This window comes from Empedobacter sp. UBA5036 (assembly GCF_002415215.1).
In the GTDB taxonomy this organism is placed as follows: domain Bacteria; phylum Bacteroidota; class Bacteroidia; order Flavobacteriales; family Weeksellaceae; genus Empedobacter; species Empedobacter falsenii_B.
Map to the genome: position 1 here is coordinate 1 of NZ_DICC01000021.1, position 20,427 is coordinate 20,427.

Below are 20,427 nucleotides of genomic sequence, written 5' to 3' on the forward strand. Positions count from 1 at the left end.
CACTTCGTGGGATAGTGTCTTTATTAACAATATTTTTCTCCGTTTTTCTGTAATTTCAAATCGCTCACATAAGTTTTTATAAACTGTACATTGCTTCGAGGACAAATGAGTAATCCTTTCTCCGAATTAATAACCACATAACTATCTAATCCATCAATAATAATAGCTTTATCTTGTGTAGAATAAATGAAATTGTTTTTAGCGTTGTATCCAGAAAAATGTTTACACAATAACGTATTGTGATTTTCATCCTGATCTTCACCTGTATATTTATACTTTTCGTTGATTGCCGACCAAGTTCCAATATCACTCCAGCCAAAAGTTGTCGGAATAACATAAACATTATCTGCTTGCTCTAAAATTCCTTTGTTAATAGAAGTTACATCTAACGTTGTGTAAATAGGTTTTAAAGTTTCTGTATTCTGTAAAGAACGATCAAGATCAAAATACTTTTTCAAAGTTTCTTTCATCGAAGGTAAATGTTGTTGAAAAGCTTTTACAATACTATCTACAGACCAAATAAGGATTCCTGTATTCCAAATAAATTCGCCGCTCGTTATAAAAGATTCAGCAAATTCTAAATCAGGTTTATCGATATAAGATTTTACTTTTTTTATAGGTGTTGTATTTTCGATGAACTGAATATAACTGTAATTAATATCTGGTCGTGTTGGAGCTACTCCCAAAGTAATCAATCGATCGTTGTCAGCATCCTCGAAAGCAAGATTTACTTTTTCTACAAATTCATCTTCATCAAAAATAAAATGATCTGAAGGAGAAATAATCAATTTTGCATTTGGATTAAATTGTTGGATTGTCATTGCGGCCAATAAATTACAAGCTGCGGTATTCATGACTCTTGGTTCGATGATAAAATTTTTATCCTCAAAATCTGGTAATTGTTCTTTTACAATCTCTTTATAATCTTGAATAGTTACAATGAAAATATTTTCTTGCGGAACGACTTTTTTAAGGCGATTATACGTTAATTGAATAAAAGTTTTTCCTATTCCTAATAAATCATGAAATTGTTTTGGTTTTTTAATTGTACTCAAAGGCCATAATCTCACTCCTGTACCACTGGCAAGGATAACAGCGTAGTTATCTTTATTATTCATGATTGTCTTTTAAAGTTTATTTACAGTTGCAGTTGCGTTTATCAAATATTTTTTCTTGGTTTTCAACTCTAAACAAAGATACCTTAATTTTCTTTTAGATTCTTTTTTAAAGATTCTTTTTCCTATCGAAAATATTGTACCATCCTCCAAATCTTCAAGATAAATTTGAGCAGGATTTTTATCATCTATAATATATTTTGAGATATTAATATCTGCTCCTAAACTCGCTTTCGGATGTTTGGCATGATGAAGAATATACGGTTGCAATTCTTCGGGATAAATGTGAAGAGATTCTAATAATAAATGCCCAAAAATGGTTTTCCATTCTTTTCCATGCGGATTTATTTTACGCGAATCAAACTGAACAAAAGTTTTGAGATGCGCCACTTCATGTGTAAAAACAAAAAAGAAAGCATACTGATTTAAGTCGCCATTCACTGTAATTTGATGACGATTATTTTCGACCAATTTGCGATAATCTCCCAACTTAGTTTCACGTCTTCTTGTAATTTTTAACGTTATAAAATGATTTTCTAACCACTTTTTTACATACAAGTCTGCATTATGAGGGAGATAAGAAGTTAAATGTTCTAAATTCACATTGTGCAAGATAAATAAAAAGCCTTTCCAATAAAAATATTAATTTTGTCGTAATGAAACTAATCGAAAATTTAGGGTCATACTTTATGCTTATGGGTAAAGTATTTAGCAAACCTCAAAAATTGAGCGTTTTCTGGAAATTGACCGTTAGAGAAATATATGATTTAGGTGTCAACTCTTTGGGAATTGTAACCTTTATCTCAACATTTATGGGTGCAGTTGTAGCAATACAAATGGCGAAAAACTTTCAGGGAGCGTCTATTCCTGTTCCAGATGCTTACATTGGTTATGCGACCAAAGTGGTTTTGGTGTTAGAGTTTGCCCCAACCATTATGTCGCTAATTTTAGTTGGTAAAGTAGGTTCGTACATCGCATCGAGTATCGGAACTATGCGTGTTACAGAACAAATTGACGCGTTAGATGTAATGGGGATCAATTCTGCAAACTTCTTGATTTTACCAAAAATTATCGCCTGTGTATTTTTCAATCCTTTATTGGTTATGATTTCTATCGGATTTGGATTATTAGGAGGTTACTACATTGGTGTTTTTACAAAACTATGGTCTGCAGCCGATTTTATTACAGGTTTACAAATGAATATGGCAACAAAATTGTTTGTCTATACATTCCTTAAAACAATGGTATTCGCGTTTGTTATCGCAACAATTCCGGCATATTATGGTTATAAAGTAAAAGGAGGTTCGTTAGAAGTTGGTCGTTCTGCAACAACAGCTGTTGTATGGACATCAGTAGCAATTATTGTGATCAATTTAATATTAACACAAACAATTTTGAGCTAATGATTGAGGTAAAAGATATCAGAAAATCATTTGATGCAGTAGAAGTACTGAAAGGTTTTTCTGTCACTTTCGAGAAAGGAAAAGTTAGTTTGATTATTGGTCAAAGTGGTTCTGGAAAAACTGTTTTTTTGAAAAATTTGATTGGATTATTAACACCAACTTCAGGTCAAATTTTGTACGAAGGAGATAATATGATCGAGTTTGATTACAAAGAAAAACAACGTTTACGTTCAGAAATTGGAGTAGTTTTCCAAGGTTCGGCTTTGTATGATACGATGAATATTGTAGAAAATGTAAAATTTCCATTGCAAATGTTTTCGGATATGTCAAATGCTGATGCCGAAAAACGTGCGCGTGAAGTGTTAGATCGTGTAGAAATAGCTCGTACAGCGCTTAAAAAATATCCGTCAGAAATATCTGGAGGAATGCAAAAACGTGTGGCGATTGCGCGCGCGATTGTAAATAATCCAAAATATTTATTTGCTGATGAACCAAACTCTGGTCTTGACCCGAAAACGGCGTTAGTTATTGACCAATTAATTTATGATATCACAAAAGAATACAACACAACAACCGTTGTAAATACACACGATATGAACTCGGTAATGGAAATTGGAGATCATATTGTTTTCCTAAAAAATGGTTTCTTGGAATGGGAAGGTACAAAAGAGGAGATTTTGGTGGCTGATAATCCAAATGTAATTGATTTTGTATATTCGTCGAATCTTTTCAAGAAACTAAGAGAAGCCTTATTAAAAGAACAATAATAAATCAATAAAAATAAAAATTCTATGAAAAAGTTAATTTTAACTGCAATTGTAGGTTTAGCTGCAAATTTTGCAACAGCACAAAATATCGATTTTGGTATCAAAGGTGGAGCTGTTTTCAATACAGATAAAGGAAAAGTTTGGCAAGATGCTGGAAATATTTTCAAGAGAGATGGAAAAGCTTCTGCTGGATTTCAAGCGGGTGCTTTAGCGCGTGTCTCTTTAGCAGGAATTTATATTCAGCCAGAGTTATTGTATACGCAATTCAAAAATGAATATAATGTATTAGATAAAAATGATAAACCTCAAGATATTGGTATTACAAAGAAACGTTTAGATATTCCTGTAAATGTTGGAAAAAGATTTTTAGGAATCGGACATATTCAAGCTGGTCCAGTTTTCTCTTACTATTTTGATGATAAATTATCTGTAAAAGATTTTACAACTGCAAAACAAGACGAATTTAATGTCGGAATGCAAATTGGTGCAGGTGTAGAAGTTTCTAAATTATTGTTCGATTTACGTTACGAATTTGGTCTAGGAAAAATCGGTTCTGAAATTGTAAACTCTGATGGCAGACAATTTCAAACAGAAAATCGTCCGCAAATGTTAAACTTATCAGTAGCATATTTATTCTAAAAGGTTGTTTGTAAATAAATTTATTGGATATATTTGTTCCAAATTGTATTTTTGCAACCTCGTAAATTATTAAAATGGCAAAAAATAATAAAAAAGAAGAATTTGCTACAGAGCAATTCGTAGAAAAATTAGATAGAACAGCTTTCAACGTCGAATATTTTGTTGAAAAATATGCTAAAGCAATTGGTATTGGTTTAGGCGTAATTATTGTAGCTGTTTTAGGTTATTTTGCTTACTTAAAATTAGTCGTTGAACCTAAGTCAGAAGACGCTTTCAAAGAAATGGTTCAAGCAGAACGTCTTTTCGATCAAGATTCTATCAATGTAGCGCTTAATGGAAGTGCAGGAAGTTTTCAGGGTTTACAACAAATTGTAGATGAATATGGAAATACTGATGCGGGTAATTTAGCGCGTTTCAAAGCGGCTAGTTCATACTATAAATTAGGGGACTATGCATCTGCGGTAAAATTATTAGAAGATTTTGATACAGATGATAAGGTAATGCTTGCTCAAAAATACGGGATGTTAGGAAATGCTTTAGTTGCTTCTAACAAATTAGAAGAAGGTTTACCTTACTATGTAAAAGCTGCTGAAGCGACAGAAGTTGAAACATTACAATCGACTTACTATACAAAAGCGGGTGAAATTGCGATGGAATTAGGTAAAAATGCTGATGCTTTAAAATATTTTCAAGCTTTAGAGGATAAATATCCAAATGCAAATAATGGTGAAACTGCGAAGTTTATTGAGCGTTTAAAATACGCTTCTGAAACTGCGAAATAATTCACTTCAAAAGATAATTACAAGCCGAACAAATTGTTCGGCTTTTTTTATTGATTCAAATCAAAGTTTATCCTAAATCATTTTTGTAATTTTACCATTCAAATTTTAAACAAAATGGCAACAGAAAATAAAAATTTATCTCAATATAATAAAGCAGAATTACCAAATGTAGCGGGCTCTAAGTTTGCAATCATTACATCTGAATGGAATAATCATATCACATTTAATTTACGAGATGGAGCAAAAGATACATTGATTGATTTGGGCGCAAATCCTGATGATGTTACATTATATGAAGTTCCTGGTAGTTTTGAGTTGATTTATGGAGCTGATAAAGTCGCGCAAGTTCATCCAGATTTGGACGGAATTATCGTTGTTGGATGTGTGATTCGTGGAGCAACAGCGCATTTTGATTATGTTTGTCAAGGTGTGACACAAGGAATCAAAGATTTGAATATCAAACACAATATGCCAATTATTTTTTGTGTTTTAACAGACGAAAATGAACAGCAATCAATTGATCGTTCTGGCGGAAAACATGGAAATAAAGGAGTTGAAGCTGGTGTAGCTGCGGTTATGATGGCGGATATGAAAAAGAAATTAGGTAAATAATTTTAGAATGATAGATTCAAAACTTTATCGATGCCAATAGCAGAAGATTTTAAATCAATTTATACGAAAAATTGGGAGATTTATTTTTCTCAATGTGATCCGACAGGTAAGATGAAATTGTCTGAAATGGCAAATCTTTTTCAATTAACTGCTTCAGAACACGCGATAAAAGGAGGTTTAGGTTTCTTTGATTTACAAGAATTTAATCAATCTTGGGTAATGAATCGACTTCGAATTGAGATTGATGAATTACCTTCTTGGACAGATTTTGTTGATGTAAAAACTTGGATTGAAGTATTGAAAGGTGCAAAATCTATTCGTGATTTTACAATCGAGAAAAATGGAAAAAAATTAATTGGAGCTTCAAGTTTGTGGGCGGTTTTCAATACAGAAAAACGTCGTCCTGATATTCTTCAAATTGATTCATCTCACATTGAACGTTTTCCTGATCTGAAACCAACGGAAGTCGAGAATTCGATTTTAAACATCGATTTTGAACCAACAGAAGTTATTCAATATAAAGTTCAGTTTTCTGATTTAGATATCGTAAAACACGCAAATAATACCAAATATTTGGATTGGTGTTTGAATACTATTGATCCTGAAATAATATTCAAACATCGTATCAAAGCGATTGATATGAATTTCTTGAAAGAATTAAGTTTACATGACAAAATAGAAATTCAGAAATTAGAAACTAAGAATTTAATTCAGTTTAAAGTTGTTAATCAAGAAAAAGTAAACTTCGTTTGTCGATTGGAGTTGAGGTAAAATACTTTGTATAATGCGATGTAGAAATGAGTTCAACATGACTTATGGATAATAAGTCAGAATGCAACGTAAGTGGAATGAAGAATCTCAGATTCCTCCTTTCGTCGGAATGACATTTACTTTATCAGAGTTTTGAAAACAATTATTCTGAGTTTATCAAAGAATCTAAAATTATTACAATAAAAAAAGGTTTCATATCGAAACCTTTTTTTATCTATTTTTCTTTTGTCAAAACAAATTTAGCAGAATCGGCCGATTCTATTTTCTTCTGATTTTTATTTAACTGAGTAATTTTTCCCTCTTCAACCAAAAAAGCATTCGGAACATTGGCAATTTCAGGAAAAACAATTGTATTTCCATCTTCTTTAAACTGAAAAGTTCCAGTTGTCATAATAGCCATTTTATCTAACCCCAAACGTTTTGTAGAATAGACATATCCTTTGTTTGGTAATAATTTTATTTCCATTTCAATCTCTTTGCAATCTTTCTCGTAACAAGGCAAAATTCCTTTGTATGTTCCTTCAAATTGAATAGAATTTTCTGCTGAAACATTTCCGATTTCAATTTCAACTTTATATTCTTTAGAATTTTCTTCGTCTTTTACTTTTTCTACTTTAGTTTTACAACTTGACACAACAAAAGCTGCGATTGTAAATGTGGCTAAAATTATTTTTTTCATTTTTTAGAATTTGATTTAAAGGTAAGTAAATTTTGAGCCAAAAAAAATCCTTCCGAATATTTTCAGAAGGATTTGTATAATGTTTTGTAATCTTATTCGATTAGAAAATTTCTTTCGCAGCAAAGTGGAAAGCAGCTTCAATAGCAGCATTTTCGTCAGAATCAGAACCGTGAACAGCGTTAGCATCGATAGATTCAGCGTATTTAGCACGGATTGTACCTTCTGCAGCCTCAGCTGGGTTAGTAGCACCGATTAAAGTACGGAAATCAGCAACTGCGTTATCTTTTTCTAAAACTGCAGCAACGATTGGTCCAGAAGTCATGAATTCTACTAAATCCTTGAAGAAAGGACGCTCTGCGTGGATAGCGTAAAATGCTTCAGCGTCTTGTTTTGCTAATTGAGTCATTTTAGCCGCTTTAATTTTGAAACCAGCGTCAGTAATGTCTTTTAAAATATCTCCGATGTGTCCTTTTGCAACTGCATCAGGCTTAATCATTGTAAATGTAATGTTTGCCATTTTATTGAATTGTATTTATTACTTATTTTTTGAGGTGCAAAATTACAAAAATGATTCGAATGTTTTTGTTTTATAATTAAAATTTCTTGTTTTAATAAAAAGAGTTAATTATTATTCATTTAAGATTGTTTCAATTCGATAATATTTCTTATTTTTAAGAGAAATCTAAAACTTATGAATACAAATAATCTTTCCACATTTCATCATAAAACAAAACTCAAAAAGGTTGATGATAAATATTTTCTACCTTTCGAAATTTGGAATTATTTAGATTTTGGGCTGATGTTTGCACTTGTTTTATTCTTTATTTATGCATCAAGTGAAATCAATATTATTTTTATTTCAATGATTGTAATTTTTGGAATTCGAATAATAACGACAATTAAAGACAGATTTTTTGTAGAAATTAAAACATCAAAATCGTTGAGTGAGAATATTAATTTAATCAAAAAATTAGCGCAGCGTCAACATAATTTTACGCAATCATTGGACGAAGAAGGTTTGTTTCTTTTTGAATATTCGGAACGAAATATTTTTTATAAATACAATTACCGAAGAAGAGATTATATCGAAACAGTTGTGATTTATTGTGAAGACAATTCGATTTGGGTGAACTCTTTTAATCAACGTTATTTCGGAATTTTTAGACGATATAATCTAAAACAATGGATAAAATTGATCCAATTAAAAAGCGAGAATTAATCTCGCTTTTTAATTTTAATATCTTTCGATTAAATCGTTTCCTATTTCGTTGATAGAATCATCAGTTTCTTTTGGGTTTGGTCCCCATTGATTAGAACCTGGTTGACTATCCATAATAAAAAATATTAATAAAATAAGATTTCCTCCAGGTATAAAAGTTAATAAATAGAACCATCCACTTTTTCCTGTGTCATGCAATCTTCTACTTATTAAAGCTAATCTTGGTATAAGAGTTATAAAAAAAAATAAAACTATTATTCCTCCAATAGTATATGAAACTATGTCTGATATATTTATAAATTTAAATAAACAAATGAAAGATATTATAAAAAATATAGTATTAATTAAAGTTGTATACCAAAATTCGCTTCTGCGGGCTCTTCCCGAGAAATTGGCGTAATTGTCAAACATTACTCGTTTGTATATTTCAATCATAGATTAAGTTGTTAAATTATGTTAAAAATATTAAAATAAATTTTATTACGTAACTCTTAATCTGCTTTTAAACGTTTAGTTTTGAACATTTCTGGCTTATAATTAATAATAAAAACACCAAGAATAATTAGAATAGTAGCGACGATAAACTTTGATGAAATTTGTTCGTCTAATATTAACCAACCCAAAATTATTGCAATAATCGTATTGAAATAAGAAAGAATAGAAACTTGTATTGGAGAAATTTTGGTCAACGCATAATGAAATGAAAAAAACGTAATCACAGAACCAAAAACAGCTAAATAAAGCATGGCAGAAATACTTTTTGTACTCCAATTTTCGAAATTATAATTTTTTGTAAAAGCGAAAGCAAAAATAATTTAAACAATTCCAGCAAATATAAATTGGTAAAAAAGATTGAGAGAAATATTTTTGGATTGAATATTCATTTTTTTAATGAAAATAGTTCCTGTTGCCCAACCTGTAATTGCACAAAAAAGTAAAATAATTCCAGTTCTATATGCTAGATTTGCTAATTCTTGATTTCCCTACCAAAAAATAAATATTCCACCCCCAAAATAAAGTAAAACACCTAATAATCCACGCTAACTGAATTTTTGTAAGCCAATAAAAATACTTCCTAAAAAAACGAGAATAGGTGAGGTTGCACTAATTAATGCAGCTAAAATACTCGATAAGTTTTCTTCTGCAGCAGTAGTTAATCCATTTGCCATTATCAGCATTAATGAAGCGAGATAAGTTGATAAGAAAGGTTTTTCCAGACAATCTATTTTAATTCCTTTTTAGATAGTAAAATAATTAGCATAATTAGTCCTGCCAAAAATTGACGAATTCCAGCTACAAACCAACCTGGAATGGTTTCTACGGCTACACGAATTCCGAGAAAAGTTGTTCCCCAAACAATTGCAACTATGCTTACGGCAATCAATAATTTGATGTCTTTCAAGATTAAAAAAGTTAAAAGTGTTAATTCTAAAATAGAATTATAAAAATAAAAAAAGCGACTTGATAAACCAAGTCGCTTTTAGAGTATTATAATAGAGATTTGTTATTTAACAAAATCTTCTGCTTGTTTTAGTGCAGCATCTAATCCAGAAACCTCTTTACCACCTGCTGTAGCTAAGAAAGGTTGTCCACCTCCGCCACCGTTGATGTGTTTTGCAATTTCTTTTACAATTTGTCCTGCGTTATAACCTTTTTCTTCCACAAGATTTTTTGTAATAGAAATTGTGATAGATGGTTTTACAGCATCATTAGTACCTACTACGATAAATGCATTTTCGATTTCTTTTGTCAAATCAATTGCATTTTGTTTTGCAGCATTTGTATCTAAATTTGTTTTAACCGCTAAGAAATTAACACCATTAATCTCTTTAATTGCAGCTTTCCAAGTTGCTTTTTCAGCAGCAGCTTGTTGCGCAACAAAAGATTCTAATTGTTTTTTCAATTCTGCATTTTCATCTAATAAATGTTGAACAGCTTTTACCGCATCATTTTTCGTTTTAAGTGCAGCTAAAACATCATTGTAATTTTTCTCAGCATCTTTGTATGCTTCGATTGCTTTGTTTGATGTAATTGCTTCGATACGACGAATACCAGCAGCCGTTGATGATTCAGATAAAATTCTGAACAAACGAATATCCGCTGTATTTTTTACGTGCGTACCTCCACATAATTCGATTGAAGATCCGAAACGAATGACACGAACTTTATCACCATATTTTTCACCAAATAAAGCCATTGCACCTTCAGTGATAGCTTCGTTGATATCACAATCTCTTTTTTCGATTAATGGTAAAGCTTCTGCAATTTTATCGTTTACTTTTTGCTCAACAATAGCCAATTCTTCATCTGTCATTTTAGAGAAATGAGAAAAGTCAAAACGTAAATAATCGTCTCCAACATACGAACCTTTTTGTTCTACGTGCGTTCCTAAAACTTCGCGTAAAGCTTCGTGCATTAAGTGTGTTGCAGAGTGATTTTTCGTTGTCTCATTACGTTTTTCTGTGTCAACTTTCGCATTGAATGTAGCGTTTACATTTTCTGGTAAAGTTTCAACGAAATGAATTACTAAGTTATTTTCTTTTTTCGTGTCAACAACTTCTATTGTTTCATTCAAAGTAGAAATAGATCCTGTATCACCAATTTGTCCTCCAGATTCTGCATAGAATGGCGTTTGGTTGAATACCAATTGGAAAAATTCTCCTTTTTTATTTTTTACTTTTCTGTAACGTGTAATTTTTACTTCAGCTTCTGTGTTATCATAAGCGATAGAGGTTTCCTTTCCTTTATCATCTAAAATAACCCAGTCATCCGTTACTAAAGCAGTTGCTTTTTTCGAACGTTCTTTTTGTTTCGCCATTTCAGCTTCAAAACCAGCTTCGTCAATTGTGAAACCGTGATCTTCTGCTACAATACGAGATAAATCTGCGGGGAAACCAAATGTGTCATATAATTCGAAAACCACATCACCAGGAACAACTTTAGAATCTCCTAATTGCTCAATGATTTGATTTAATCGATTTAATCCTTGTTCAATTGTACGTAAGAAAGATGCTTCTTCTTCGCGAATAACGCCAGTTACAATTGTTTCTTGTTTCACTAATTCTGGGAAGAAATCACCCATTTCAGCTTTCAAGATTGGATATAATTTATAGATAAAAGGTTCTTTAAGACCTAAGAAACGATATCCGTAAGAAATTGCACGACGTAAAATACGACGAATTACATATCCTGCTCCTGTGTTTGATGGTAATTGTCCGTCTGCAATTGCAAAAGAAACTGCACGTAAATGGTCAACTACAACACGAATAGCGATATCTGTTTTTTCTGCTGTTCCGTATTTTACACCAGAAATTTCTTCTAATTTTTGAATTGTTGGTTGAAAAACATCTGTATCATAGTTAGATGATTTTCCTTGTAAAACCATTGCCAAACGCTCAAATCCCATACCTGTATCGATATGGCGAGCCGGTAAAGATTCTAAAGAACCATCCGCTTTACGTTGATATTGCATAAATACCAAGTTCCAAATTTCGATAACTTGTGGATGATCCATATTAACCAATGTTTTACCATCAACAGCTAAACGATCAGCTTCTGGACGAATATCAACATGAATTTCAGAACATGGTCCACATGGTCCGATATCACCCATTTCCCAGAAATTATCTTTTTTATTTCCGTAAAGAATTCTATCTTCAGCAATATGTTGTTTCCAAAGTTCTAATGCTTCTTCATCTAATGATGTTCCGTCACCTTTATCACCTTCAAAAACGGTTACATAAATTTGATCTTTAGAGATTCCGTATTTTTCTGTTAGTAATTCCCACGCCCAAGCGATTGCTTCTTTTTTGAAATAATCACCAAAAGACCAGTTTCCTAACATTTCGAACATCGTGTGGTGGTAAGTATCTTTTCCTACATCATCCAAATCATTATGTTTACCAGAAACACGAAGACATTTTTGTGTATCCGCGATACGATTACTTTTTGGAGTTCCGTTTCCTAAAAAATATTCTTTGAATTGTGCCATCCCCGAATTATTGAACATTAATGTCGGATCGTCTTTCAAAACAATCGGCGCAGAGTCTACTATTAAGTGGCCTTTTGTCTCAAAAAAATGCAGAAATTCTTTTCTTATATCTTTGGATTTCATTTAATTAAATTATTTTTATCATTTGATTAACAAGTTTACTCGTACAATATTCGTTACTTTGCAAACGTTTTACAAAGATAATAAAAGGTTGGTTAAGTAATGGAAAATAAAAACTATAAGTATAATTCTGTAAAATTTTTGATGAGTTGGGCGAAGAAAAGAGTCCAAAAAACTCCTAAAACAGCGTTATACGTATTACTATTTTTATGTCTATCGACAATATCTGCTGGAATGATTGGTTATCATTTTAATGATTCTGAATACGCATCGAGAGCAGGGAAATTCAAAGATGACAAAAGCAAATTATTGGCTGAGTTGGAAAGAATGGAAAATGAAAATCAGCAATTACATAAAAAATTCAAAGAAGTTGAAGAGGCTTTGACAGAAATCGAAGAAAAAGATCGCAATATTTATCGTACAATTTATGATATGCGTGTCAATGAAAATATCGATTCTGTAAACAAAGAAATTGATAATTATACAGCAGAAGATATCGAAAAATTGATTGATAAAATCGAAATTGAATCAAAATCGTTGGACGAAGTATTTCGTTCTGCTGGTGTAAAAGATGCCAATTTATCATCAATGCCAGTTCTAAAACCTGTTGCAGATAAATATGTAAGTAGATTAGCTTCTGGTTATGGATCTCGTTTTCACCCAATTTTGAAAGTGAATAAAATGCACAAAGGTTTAGATTTTGCAGCTTCTACAGGAACACCAATTTATGCAACTGGAGATGGTTCTGTAAAAGTTTCTGAATTTAATTCGGGTTACGGAAATATGGTGGTCTTGAAACACGGAAATGGTTACGAAAGTTTGTATGCTCACATGTCTCGTGCGAAAGTTCGTAGTGGACAAAAAGTGAAAAGAGGCGATGTAATTGGTTATGTTGGGACGACTGGATTGTCGACAGGAGCGCATTTGCATTACGAAATTCACAAGAATGGAGAACCTGTAGATCCAATTATGTATTTCTACAATGATGTAGATCCAGACGATTTCATTAAAATTTATCAAAACTCTAAAAAATTGTCATTATCTTTGGATTAAACGCTGATAATGAACGTAGACCTGCCTGATAAACTATATTACTCGATTGGCGAAGTCGCCAAAGCCTTTGATGTAAATGCATCGTTGATTCGATTTTGGGAGAAAGAATTTGAAATTATTCAACCCAAAAAGAACAAAAAAGGAAATCGATTATTTACCAAAAATGATATTGATTGTTTCAAGAATATCTATTATTTGGTAAAAATAAAAGGCTATACGTTAGAAGGTGCAAAACAAGCGATTGGTAAAAAAGGAATTGCGACAACAACAGATGAAATAGATGTTGTGAAGCGATTAGAAAATATAAAAGATGAACTCATCAAACTTAAAATGAGTTTTGAGTCGGAAGAAATTTTAGAAAAAGATGAACTGAATTAAGTTCATCTTTTTTGGTTATAAAACTTTTGTTTCAATAAATTTAAAGCCAATTGCAAGTATAAAACTTATAATGATTAGAATCCAGTTTGGTTTTAGTTTAGTTTTTAATTCAAATAGTTTCGAAAAAATTTCAATCACTCTTTCTTTGTCAATAATTAAGATAACAAAGACTAAAACTTGATAAAAAATAGAAGAATTTAGCGCAACAATTTCATAGAAATAATCTTGTAGAATAATATTGATTAAAATTGTAGTTAATAACAAGCATGCAAAAATTCTTGTCCTTCTAAAAAGTAATGTGATTGCACCAATCACTTCAAAAATTCCGATGATTATTGGATACCCTTTGGTAAAACTATAAAAATTCCACATCAATCGATGACCTTCAGAAAGATGATTATTAATGCTGTTATCCATATTTGTGAATTGAGTAGGTTTTACAATTCCATACACAAACATTGATATTGAAACTGTAAAAATTGCAGCCCAATAAAGTATATAAATTAGTTTTTGTCTCATTTATTTTTTTAAATTATTTAGAATAATCATTACAGTTTTTATAATTAATACAATAATAGTGATTGGAAACAAGAAGAAAAAAATAGAATATAAAATCCAAGAGTCATCTAAAATTTTAAAATATTCTAAAAAATATAAACCGATATAATATAGCCAGAATAAAAAAACTAAAATGAGAAGGTTATTTATTTTGAATATTTTTCGTTCAACGTAATAAAAAGATAAAATAATCAAAAGTGGTATTGCAATAGTATAAACGTAAAACATATTTTAGGTTAATAGTTGGTTATAAGCTACGATGAACTCTTCCAATTGTTGTAAAGTTACTTTATCAATAATTTTTCCTTCCGAATTTACTTTTCCTTTAACACCTTGAATGAGTAAAGTTGTTTCATTATTGAAGTTTGTCATCAACGTTTTCATTATCAATTGCAATTCTTCATGTCCTTTTTCTCCATTTGCAGACGCAGTGATAATTCCTAAAGGTTTTCCATCAAAAATGGTTGTAGAAACGCACCATTCTAATACATTTTTTAATCCACTCGGAATACTAAAAATATATTCGGGCGTACAAATAATTATTCCATCAGCTTTTTCTATTTCAGTTCTAAAACCAAGTATTTCTTGCGGCGTATTTTCGATAGAACGTTCTGGATCAAAATGAGGAAGAGTTTTTAATTCATCAAAAACAGTACATTTGAAATATTGAGATGTAGAAGAAATAAAATTTTCTATGATTTTTTGATTAGATGAATTTTCGCTTGTGCTTCCATTAATGATGAAAATATTTTTCATTTTCGTTGATTTGAACATCTAAAATAGATAATTATTCTTAACTTATCTTAAGAAAATCTTCTGCTAAGATTTCGTAAATTTACAGATTCAAACGAAAACTCAATGTACTTAATATACGATACAGAGACAACTGGTCTTCCGAAAGATTGGAATGCGCCGATTTCTGACTCCGACAACTGGCCGCGTTGTATACAAATCGCTTGGCAATTGCACGATGAAATGGGGCAAATTATTGAACATCAAGATTATTTGGTGCGTCCAGATGGTTTTGATATTCCGTATGATTCTGAACGTATTCACGGAATTTCAACTGATTTAGCAACCGAAAAAGGTGTTCCATTAAAAGAAGTTTTAGATAAATTCAACGAAGCTTTAGGTAAAGCTAAATTTATTGTTGGACAAAATTTAGGTTTCGATATTAACATTATGGGAGCCGAATTTTATCGTCTGAATTATGAAAATAATTTAGCCGAAAAACCTGTTTTGGATACCTGTACCGAGGTGACTGCTGAGTTATTGAAACTTCCTGGAGGTCGTGGAGGTCGTTACAAATTACCAACGTTAACGGAATTGCATCAATATCTTTTTGGTGTTTCGTTTGGCGAAGCGCATAACGCAACTGCCGATGTGGAGGCAACTACGCGTTGTTTTTTCGAGTTGATTCGTAAAGGTATTTTTACAAAAAAGGAGTTAGAAGTTGAAGATGAATATTTTGTTCGATTTAATGCAATTAATGAAACAAATATTCAGCCAGTTGGACTAAATCACGTAAATCTTAAAAAAGCTTCACAAGAAATTGCGAAAATTAAAGCCAAAGAAGATGGAGGAGATGAGGTTATTGATATTTCGGAAGAAGTTTTAGCACAATTCGAGAAAGCAAAATTTGCACATTTACATAATCACACACAATTTTCAATTCTTCAATCGACTATTTCTGTAAACGATTTGGTGAGTGCTGCGGCAAAAAATAAAATGACTGCAGTTGCAATTACCGATCATGGAAATATGATGGGAGCTTTTCATTTTAATGCAGAAGTACAAAATCATAATAAAGCTGCAAAAGTAAAGAATGAAGAGTTAATTGCTGACGGAGCAGAACCAACGGAAGTTATCTTAAAACCTATTATTGGTTCCGAATTCTTTGTTTGTGAAAATCATTTAGACAAAACAAAAAAGGATAATGGCTATCAAATTGTAATTTTTGCAAAGAACAAAAATGGTTATCATCATTTAGCAAAAATGGCATCGAAGGCTTATACTGATGGGTTTTACTACGTGCCTCGAATTGATAAAGCGATTATTGAAGAATATAAAGAAGATTTAATTGTTTTGTCTGGAAACTTACAAGGTGAAGTTCCAAACAAAATTTTGAATCTTGGTGAAAAGCAAGCCGAAGAAGCTTTACTTTGGTGGAAAGAGCAGTTTGGTGATGATTTTTACATCGAATTGATGCGCCACGGACAAGAAGATGAAGATCGTGTTAATCAGACTTTGCTTGCGTTTGCGCGTAAACACAATGTAAAAGTTGTTGCGACAAATAATACGTATTATATCAATCAAGACGATTCGAATGCACACGATATTTTGTTGTGTGTGCGCGATGCAGAAAAACAATCAACGCCAATTGGTCGTGGTCGTGGATTCCGTTTTGGTTTGCCAAATCAAGAATATTATTTTAAGTCGGAAGCAGAAATGAAACAATTGTTTCAAGACATTCCCGAAGCAATTATTAATATTCAAGAAATTGTTGATAAAATAGAAGAATACACGCTTTATCGAGATGTATTACTTCCAAAATTTGATATTCCCGAAGAATTTCATCACGCAGAAGATGATGAAGATGGAGGGAAAAGAGGTGAGAATGCTTATTTAAAACATTTAACCTACGAAGGTGCAAAAATTCGTTATCCAGAATTGACAGACGAAATTAAAGAACGTTTGGATTTCGAATTAGCCACAATTGAAAAAACAGGTTATCCTGGTTATTTCTTGATTGTACAAGATTTTATTGCTGCGGCGCGTAAAATGGGCGTATCGGTTGGTCCAGGTCGTGGTTCGGCGGCAGGATCAGCAGTTGCTTATTGTTTATGGATTACCAATTTAGATCCAATTCAGTACGATTTACTTTTTGAGCGATTCCTAAATCCTGATCGTGTATCTATGCCCGATATCGATATCGACTTTGATGACGAAGGTCGATCGTTGGTAATGGATTATGTGATTGATAAATATGGAGCAAATCAAGTAGCGCAAATCATCACTTATGGTACAATGGCGGCGAAATCTTCGATTAAAGATACGGCGCGTGTATTGGATTTACCATTGTTTGATGCGAACCGTGTTGCAGGTTTGATTCCGAATATGAAGTTATCTAAAATCTTCAATTTAGATGAAGCTGCATTAAAAGGAGCCTTAAAACCAGAAGAGTTTGATGCTGTAAGCGAATTAAAACGTTTATCGAATGGAGACGATTTAGCTGCGGAAACTATTCAGCAAGCAAAAATCTTAGAAGGTTCTGTTCGTAACACGGGAATTCACGCGTGTGGGGTAATTATTACGCCAGATGATATTACGAATTTCGTACCTGTAACAACAGCTAAAGATTCAGATTTATATGTAACGCAGTTTGATAACTCGGTTGCAGAAAGTGCCGGATTATTGAAGATGGACTTTTTGGGGTTGAAAACCTTAACCTTGATTAAAGATACCATCAAATTAGTAAAAGCGAGAACAGGAATCGAAATCAATCCGGATGAAATTCCGATTGACGACGAAAAAACATATGAGCTTTTCCAGCGTGGCGAAACGGTTGGGGTTTTCCAATACGAGTCACCCGGAATGCAAAAATACATGAAGGATTTACGTCCGACAGTTTTCGCGGATTTAATTGCCATGAATGCCCTTTATCGTCCTGGGCCTATCGAATATATTCCGTCGTTTGTTCGCCGTAAAAATGGTGAAGAACCAATTCAGTACGATTTGGATGCGATGGAAGAATATTTATCAGAAACCTACGGAATTACGGTTTATCAGGAGCAAGTAATGTTGCTTTCGCAAAAATTAGCAGGTTTCTCGAAAGGTGATGCCGACGTTTTGCGTAAAGCAATGGGGAAAAAGCAAAAAGCTGTCTTGGATAAAATGAAACCAAAATTTGTTGCGCAAGCTTCAGAAAAAGGGCATGATCCTAAGATTTTAGAAAAAGTTTGGACAGACTGGGAAGCCTTTGCATCCTATGCCTTCAATAAATCGCACTCGACGTGTTATGCATGGGTAGCGTATCAAACAGCTTATCTGAAAGCACATTATCCAGCAGAATATATGGCGGCTGTTCTTTCAAATAATATGAATGATATCAAGCAAGTGACCTTCTTTATGGAAGAGTGTAAGCGAATGGGATTGGCGGTTCTTGGTCCAGATATCAATGAATCGATTACGAAGTTTAACGTAAACGAAAATTATGAAATTCGTTTTGGAATGGGAGCTGTAAAAGGTGTTGGGCAAGCCGCAGTAAACTCGATAATTTCTGAACGTGAAGCAAATGGTCCGTTCAAAGATATATACGACTTTGTTAAACGTGTCGAATTGCGAACAGTGAACAAAAAAACAATCGAAAACTTAGTTTTAGCTGGAGGTTTTGATTCGTTCGAATTTCATCGTGGACGTTATTTTTTTATCGATAATACAACGACGAATCTGGAAAAATTAATCAAATATGGAGGAAATTATCAGGAGCAAAAAAACTCTTCTCAAACTTCTTTATTTGGTGATTTTGGAGGAGATTCTGTTGTAGAAGATGTGGTTCCGATGTTGCCAGATTGTGAGAAATGGAATATGTTACAACGTTTGTCGAAAGAGAAAGAAGTTGTTGGAATTTATATTTCTTCGCATCCTTTGGATGATTTCAAACATGAGTTGAAAATGGCTTCAAATTGTAGTATTTCTGATATCAATGCGAATGAAGATAATTTTGTCAACAAAGAAGTTTCAATTTGTGGAATGATGTCAAATATTCAACATAGAATTGCCAAAAATGGAAACGAATTTGGTATTTTTACGTTTAGTGATTACACCGATTCGATGGATATCATGGTTTTTGGTAGCGATTATATGAAATATAGACACTTTATGCAGGAAAATATGTTCTTGAATTTGAAATTGAATATCTCGAAAAAAGAATTCAAAGACAAAGAAGGAAATGTAACGCAAGGTCGTGTGTATAAAAACATCACAAATATTTTGTTGTTGAATGAAATTGTTGAAAAACAAGCCGAAAAAATGACGGTGAAGATTGAAGTTCCAGAATTTTCGGAAGAAACATTTAGCAAATTATCAGATATTATGTTCAAATATCAAGGAGATAAATTATTAAAAATTCAATTAATTGATCCAAAAGATTATTTGAATAATTTAGATTTACCAGCAAGTAAAATCAAAATTAACATTTGTCGAGATTTGTTGAAAGAATTAGATGAATTGCAGGAAATTACATTCAAACTGAATTAATTATTCGTTTCATCTATTCAATAATTGATAGATAATATGAACGAAATTTTTCAAGAATAAAATTTTATGTAGATTTGTAAACTTAAGATTAGATAAAAAAAATATAAGATTATGGCATTAGAAGTAACAGACGCATCATTTGCATCAGATATTATAGAGTCAGGAAAACCAGCAATGGTTGATTTTTGGGCTGTTTGGTGTGGTCCTTGTAGAATGGTTGGTCCAGTTGTGGAAGAGCTTGCTACAGAATATCAAGGAAAAGCAGTTATTGGTAAAGTTGATGTAGACACAAACCAAGAAGTTGCAGCAAAATATGGAATTCGCAACATTCCTACAATTTTATTCTTCAAAGACGGAGAAGTAGTAGACAAAGTTGTTGGAGTTGTTCCAAAAGAGCAATTAGTAGAAAAATTAAACGCGATTTTATAATAAATTAAATCGCTGATTTTGAAATAAAAGAATCTCGGATGCAAAATTTCCGAGATTTTTTTTGAAAAAAGTTTAGGTTTTATCAGAAAACCGCCTATATTTGCAATCCGAAATCGATACAGATTTTGATCCGGTAGTTCAGTTGGTTAGAATACTTGCCTGTCACGCAAGTGGTCGCGGGTTCGAGTCCCGTCCGGATCGCAAAAAGTTCGTTCTTTTACACAATATATTTTTTATAATTTCTGATCCGGTAGTTCAGTTGGTTAGAATACTTGCCTGTCACGCAAGTGGTCGCGGGTTCGAGTCCCGTCCGGATCGCAATTTTTTATAAAAATTCATAAAAAATATATCAATTTATAATTTTCTGATCCGGTAGTTCAGTTGGTTAGAATACTTGCCTGTCACGCAAGTGGTCGCGGGTTCGAGTCCCGTCCGGATCGCATCTATTTCTTTTTCTATTTTAGTGCGATCGAAAATTATAAATAAAAAAACAGACTGATCCGGTAGTTCAGTTGGTTAGAATACTTGCCTGTCACGCAAGTGGTCGCGGGTTCGAGTCCCGTCCGGATCGCCAACTTTTATAAGCTTCACTTATTGTGAAGCTTTTTTTTGCTCCAAACTTTTTATTTTTGCATAACGCATAACGCATAAC

At 32.3% G+C, this 20,427-nt stretch carries 19 protein-coding genes, 4 tRNA genes and 1 pseudogene; 15 read left to right on the forward strand and 9 right to left on the reverse strand.

Translation table 11 applies throughout. The features are described from left to right. Window positions 1–23: 23 nt before the first annotated feature. Complete coding sequence (locus B4J88_RS03640; protein WP_291066432.1) at window positions 24–1,118, reverse strand: mannose-1-phosphate guanylyltransferase; 1,095 nt, start codon at window positions 1,116–1,118, stop codon at window positions 24–26. A gap of 9 nt (window positions 1,119–1,127) precedes the next feature. Then, window positions 1,128–1,718, reverse strand: a complete 591-nt coding sequence (locus B4J88_RS03645; protein WP_180905771.1) for a SprT-like domain-containing protein — start codon at window positions 1,716–1,718, stop codon at window positions 1,128–1,130. 53 nt (window positions 1,719–1,771) lie between these two features. On the opposite strand from B4J88_RS03645, the gene B4J88_RS03650 reads away from it, so the two are divergent. From B4J88_RS03650 to B4J88_RS03675, 6 genes are all read left to right on the forward strand, one after another. Further along, entirely contained in the window at window positions 1,772–2,518 is a 747-nt protein-coding gene (locus tag B4J88_RS03650; protein WP_038330976.1) for an MlaE family ABC transporter permease, read from the forward strand. Further along, the gene (locus tag B4J88_RS03655; RefSeq protein ID WP_114998788.1) at window positions 2,518–3,285 is read left to right on the forward strand and encodes an ABC transporter ATP-binding protein; all 768 of its coding nucleotides are present in this window, start codon (window positions 2,518–2,520) and stop codon (window positions 3,283–3,285) included. The genes B4J88_RS03650 and B4J88_RS03655 overlap by 1 nt, the downstream gene beginning before the upstream one ends. A 24-nt stretch (window positions 3,286–3,309) precedes the next feature. Further along, window positions 3,310–3,924: a porin family protein gene (locus tag B4J88_RS03660; RefSeq protein ID WP_291066434.1), complete on the forward strand. Its 615-nt coding sequence runs from the start codon at window positions 3,310–3,312 to the stop codon at window positions 3,922–3,924. A gap of 74 nt (window positions 3,925–3,998) precedes the next feature. Beyond that, window positions 3,999–4,706, forward strand: coding sequence for a tetratricopeptide repeat protein (locus B4J88_RS03665; protein WP_291066436.1), 708 nt, complete (start codon window positions 3,999–4,001; stop codon window positions 4,704–4,706). 114 nt (window positions 4,707–4,820) lie between these two features. After that, window positions 4,821–5,318 carry a 6,7-dimethyl-8-ribityllumazine synthase gene (gene ribH / locus B4J88_RS03670; RefSeq protein WP_180905773.1) on the forward strand — a complete coding sequence of 166 codons (498 nt, stop codon included), beginning with the start codon at window positions 4,821–4,823 and terminating at the stop codon, window positions 5,316–5,318. Window positions 5,319–5,348: 30 nt separating this feature from the next. Further along, window positions 5,349–6,089 carry an acyl-[acyl-carrier-protein] thioesterase gene (locus tag B4J88_RS03675; protein ID WP_219033792.1) on the forward strand — a complete coding sequence of 247 codons (741 nt, stop codon included), beginning with the start codon at window positions 5,349–5,351 and terminating at the stop codon, window positions 6,087–6,089. A 214-nt stretch (window positions 6,090–6,303) separates the two neighbouring features. On the opposite strand, the gene B4J88_RS03680 is transcribed toward B4J88_RS03675, so the two are convergent. Next, window positions 6,304–6,768 (reverse strand): copper resistance protein NlpE, encoded by a 465-nt coding sequence (locus B4J88_RS03680; protein ID WP_171622569.1) that lies wholly within the window; start codon window positions 6,766–6,768, stop codon window positions 6,304–6,306. Window positions 6,769–6,868: 100 nt separating this feature from the next. Then, on the reverse strand, window positions 6,869–7,285 hold the full coding sequence (locus B4J88_RS03685; protein WP_038330990.1) for a nucleoside-diphosphate kinase: 417 nt from the start codon (window positions 7,283–7,285) through the stop codon (window positions 6,869–6,871). A gap of 174 nt (window positions 7,286–7,459) precedes the next feature. Between B4J88_RS03685 and B4J88_RS03690 the strand changes: the two genes are divergently transcribed. Further along, window positions 7,460–7,987 carry a hypothetical protein gene (locus tag B4J88_RS03690; protein WP_291066438.1) on the forward strand — a complete coding sequence of 176 codons (528 nt, stop codon included), beginning with the start codon at window positions 7,460–7,462 and terminating at the stop codon, window positions 7,985–7,987. Window positions 7,988–8,002: 15 nt separating this feature from the next. Here B4J88_RS03690 and B4J88_RS03695 read toward each other — a convergent pair whose 3' ends face one another. The 3 genes and pseudogenes from B4J88_RS03695 to alaS all read right to left on the reverse strand — a co-directional run bounded on the left by B4J88_RS03695 (window position 8,003) and on the right by alaS (window position 12,101). Beyond that, a complete protein-coding gene (locus B4J88_RS03695; RefSeq protein ID WP_180905777.1) occupies window positions 8,003–8,422 on the reverse strand; it encodes a DUF805 domain-containing protein in 420 nt (139 codons plus the stop codon). 56 nt (window positions 8,423–8,478) lie between these two features. After that, a pseudogene (locus B4J88_RS03700) lies at window positions 8,479–9,389 on the reverse strand (DMT family transporter). Between the two features lie 102 nt (window positions 9,390–9,491). Further along, window positions 9,492–12,101 carry an alanine--tRNA ligase gene (gene alaS, locus B4J88_RS03705; protein WP_291066440.1) on the reverse strand — a complete coding sequence of 870 codons (2,610 nt, stop codon included), beginning with the start codon at window positions 12,099–12,101 and terminating at the stop codon, window positions 9,492–9,494. A 99-nt stretch (window positions 12,102–12,200) separates the two neighbouring features. Between alaS and B4J88_RS03710 the strand changes: the two genes are divergently transcribed. Both B4J88_RS03710 and B4J88_RS03715 read left to right on the forward strand, forming a co-directional pair. Then, on the forward strand, window positions 12,201–13,151 hold the full coding sequence (locus B4J88_RS03710; protein WP_038330999.1) for a M23 family metallopeptidase: 951 nt from the start codon (window positions 12,201–12,203) through the stop codon (window positions 13,149–13,151). 9 nt (window positions 13,152–13,160) lie between these two features. Beyond that, window positions 13,161–13,529: a MerR family transcriptional regulator gene (locus B4J88_RS03715; protein ID WP_038331000.1), complete on the forward strand. Its 369-nt coding sequence runs from the start codon at window positions 13,161–13,163 to the stop codon at window positions 13,527–13,529. Between the two features lie 15 nt (window positions 13,530–13,544). Here B4J88_RS03715 and B4J88_RS03720 read toward each other — a convergent pair whose 3' ends face one another. Further along, window positions 13,545–14,048 (reverse strand): hypothetical protein, encoded by a 504-nt coding sequence (locus B4J88_RS03720; protein WP_291066442.1) that lies wholly within the window; start codon window positions 14,046–14,048, stop codon window positions 13,545–13,547. A 270-nt stretch (window positions 14,049–14,318) separates the two neighbouring features. Next, window positions 14,319–14,843, reverse strand: a complete 525-nt coding sequence (locus B4J88_RS03725; protein ID WP_115001941.1) for an NADPH-dependent FMN reductase — start codon at window positions 14,841–14,843, stop codon at window positions 14,319–14,321. A 102-nt stretch (window positions 14,844–14,945) separates the two neighbouring features. On the opposite strand from B4J88_RS03725, the gene dnaE reads away from it, so the two are divergent. The 6 genes from dnaE (at window position 14,946) to B4J88_RS03755 (ending at window position 20,349) form a co-directional block, all read left to right on the forward strand. Then, entirely contained in the window at window positions 14,946–19,346 is a 4,401-nt protein-coding gene (dnaE, locus tag B4J88_RS03730) for a DNA polymerase III subunit alpha (RefSeq protein ID WP_291066444.1), read from the forward strand. A 111-nt stretch (window positions 19,347–19,457) separates the two neighbouring features. Beyond that, window positions 19,458–19,775, forward strand: coding sequence for a thioredoxin (trxA, locus tag B4J88_RS03735; protein WP_038331009.1), 318 nt, complete (start codon window positions 19,458–19,460; stop codon window positions 19,773–19,775). Window positions 19,776–19,902: 127 nt separating this feature from the next. Continuing rightward, window positions 19,903–19,976 (forward strand) — tRNA-Asp (locus B4J88_RS03740). Window positions 19,977–20,019: 43 nt separating this feature from the next. Next, window positions 20,020–20,093: transfer RNA gene (locus tag B4J88_RS03745), tRNA-Asp, on the forward strand. A gap of 48 nt (window positions 20,094–20,141) precedes the next feature. Next, window positions 20,142–20,215: transfer RNA gene (locus tag B4J88_RS03750), tRNA-Asp, on the forward strand. A 57-nt stretch (window positions 20,216–20,272) separates the two neighbouring features. Then, window positions 20,273–20,349: transfer RNA gene (locus B4J88_RS03755), tRNA-Asp, on the forward strand. Window positions 20,350–20,427 lie beyond the last annotated feature (78 nt).

What these genes read in the sequence shown, in the direction of transcription:
- B4J88_RS03640 (WP_291066432.1), bottom strand. Translation starts at nt 1,118, where the DNA reads ATGAATAATAAAGATAACTACGCTGTTATCCTTGCCAGTGGTACAGGA.
- B4J88_RS03650 (WP_038330976.1), top strand. Translation starts at nt 1,772, where the DNA reads ATGAAACTAATCGAAAATTTAGGGTCATACTTTATGCTTATGGGTAAA.
- B4J88_RS03655 (WP_114998788.1), top strand. Translation starts at nt 2,518, where the DNA reads ATGATTGAGGTAAAAGATATCAGAAAATCATTTGATGCAGTAGAAGTA.
- B4J88_RS03660 (WP_291066434.1), top strand. Translation starts at nt 3,310, where the DNA reads ATGAAAAAGTTAATTTTAACTGCAATTGTAGGTTTAGCTGCAAATTTT.
- B4J88_RS03665 (WP_291066436.1), top strand. Translation starts at nt 3,999, where the DNA reads ATGGCAAAAAATAATAAAAAAGAAGAATTTGCTACAGAGCAATTCGTA.
- ribH (WP_180905773.1), top strand. Translation starts at nt 4,821, where the DNA reads ATGGCAACAGAAAATAAAAATTTATCTCAATATAATAAAGCAGAATTA.
- B4J88_RS03675 (WP_219033792.1), top strand. Translation starts at nt 5,349, where the DNA reads ATGCCAATAGCAGAAGATTTTAAATCAATTTATACGAAAAATTGGGAG.
- B4J88_RS03680 (WP_171622569.1), bottom strand. Translation starts at nt 6,768, where the DNA reads ATGAAAAAAATAATTTTAGCCACATTTACAATCGCAGCTTTTGTTGTG.
- B4J88_RS03685 (WP_038330990.1), bottom strand. Translation starts at nt 7,285, where the DNA reads ATGGCAAACATTACATTTACAATGATTAAGCCTGATGCAGTTGCAAAA.
- B4J88_RS03690 (WP_291066438.1), top strand. Translation starts at nt 7,460, where the DNA reads ATGAATACAAATAATCTTTCCACATTTCATCATAAAACAAAACTCAAA.
- B4J88_RS03695 (WP_180905777.1), bottom strand. Translation starts at nt 8,422, where the DNA reads ATGATTGAAATATACAAACGAGTAATGTTTGACAATTACGCCAATTTC.
- alaS (WP_291066440.1), bottom strand. Translation starts at nt 12,101, where the DNA reads ATGAAATCCAAAGATATAAGAAAAGAATTTCTGCATTTTTTTGAGACA.
- B4J88_RS03710 (WP_038330999.1), top strand. Translation starts at nt 12,201, where the DNA reads ATGGAAAATAAAAACTATAAGTATAATTCTGTAAAATTTTTGATGAGT.
- B4J88_RS03715 (WP_038331000.1), top strand. Translation starts at nt 13,161, where the DNA reads ATGAACGTAGACCTGCCTGATAAACTATATTACTCGATTGGCGAAGTC.
- B4J88_RS03720 (WP_291066442.1), bottom strand. Translation starts at nt 14,048, where the DNA reads ATGAGACAAAAACTAATTTATATACTTTATTGGGCTGCAATTTTTACA.
- B4J88_RS03725 (WP_115001941.1), bottom strand. Translation starts at nt 14,843, where the DNA reads ATGAAAAATATTTTCATCATTAATGGAAGCACAAGCGAAAATTCATCT.
- dnaE (WP_291066444.1), top strand. Translation starts at nt 14,946, where the DNA reads ATGTACTTAATATACGATACAGAGACAACTGGTCTTCCGAAAGATTGG.
- trxA (WP_038331009.1), top strand. Translation starts at nt 19,458, where the DNA reads ATGGCATTAGAAGTAACAGACGCATCATTTGCATCAGATATTATAGAG.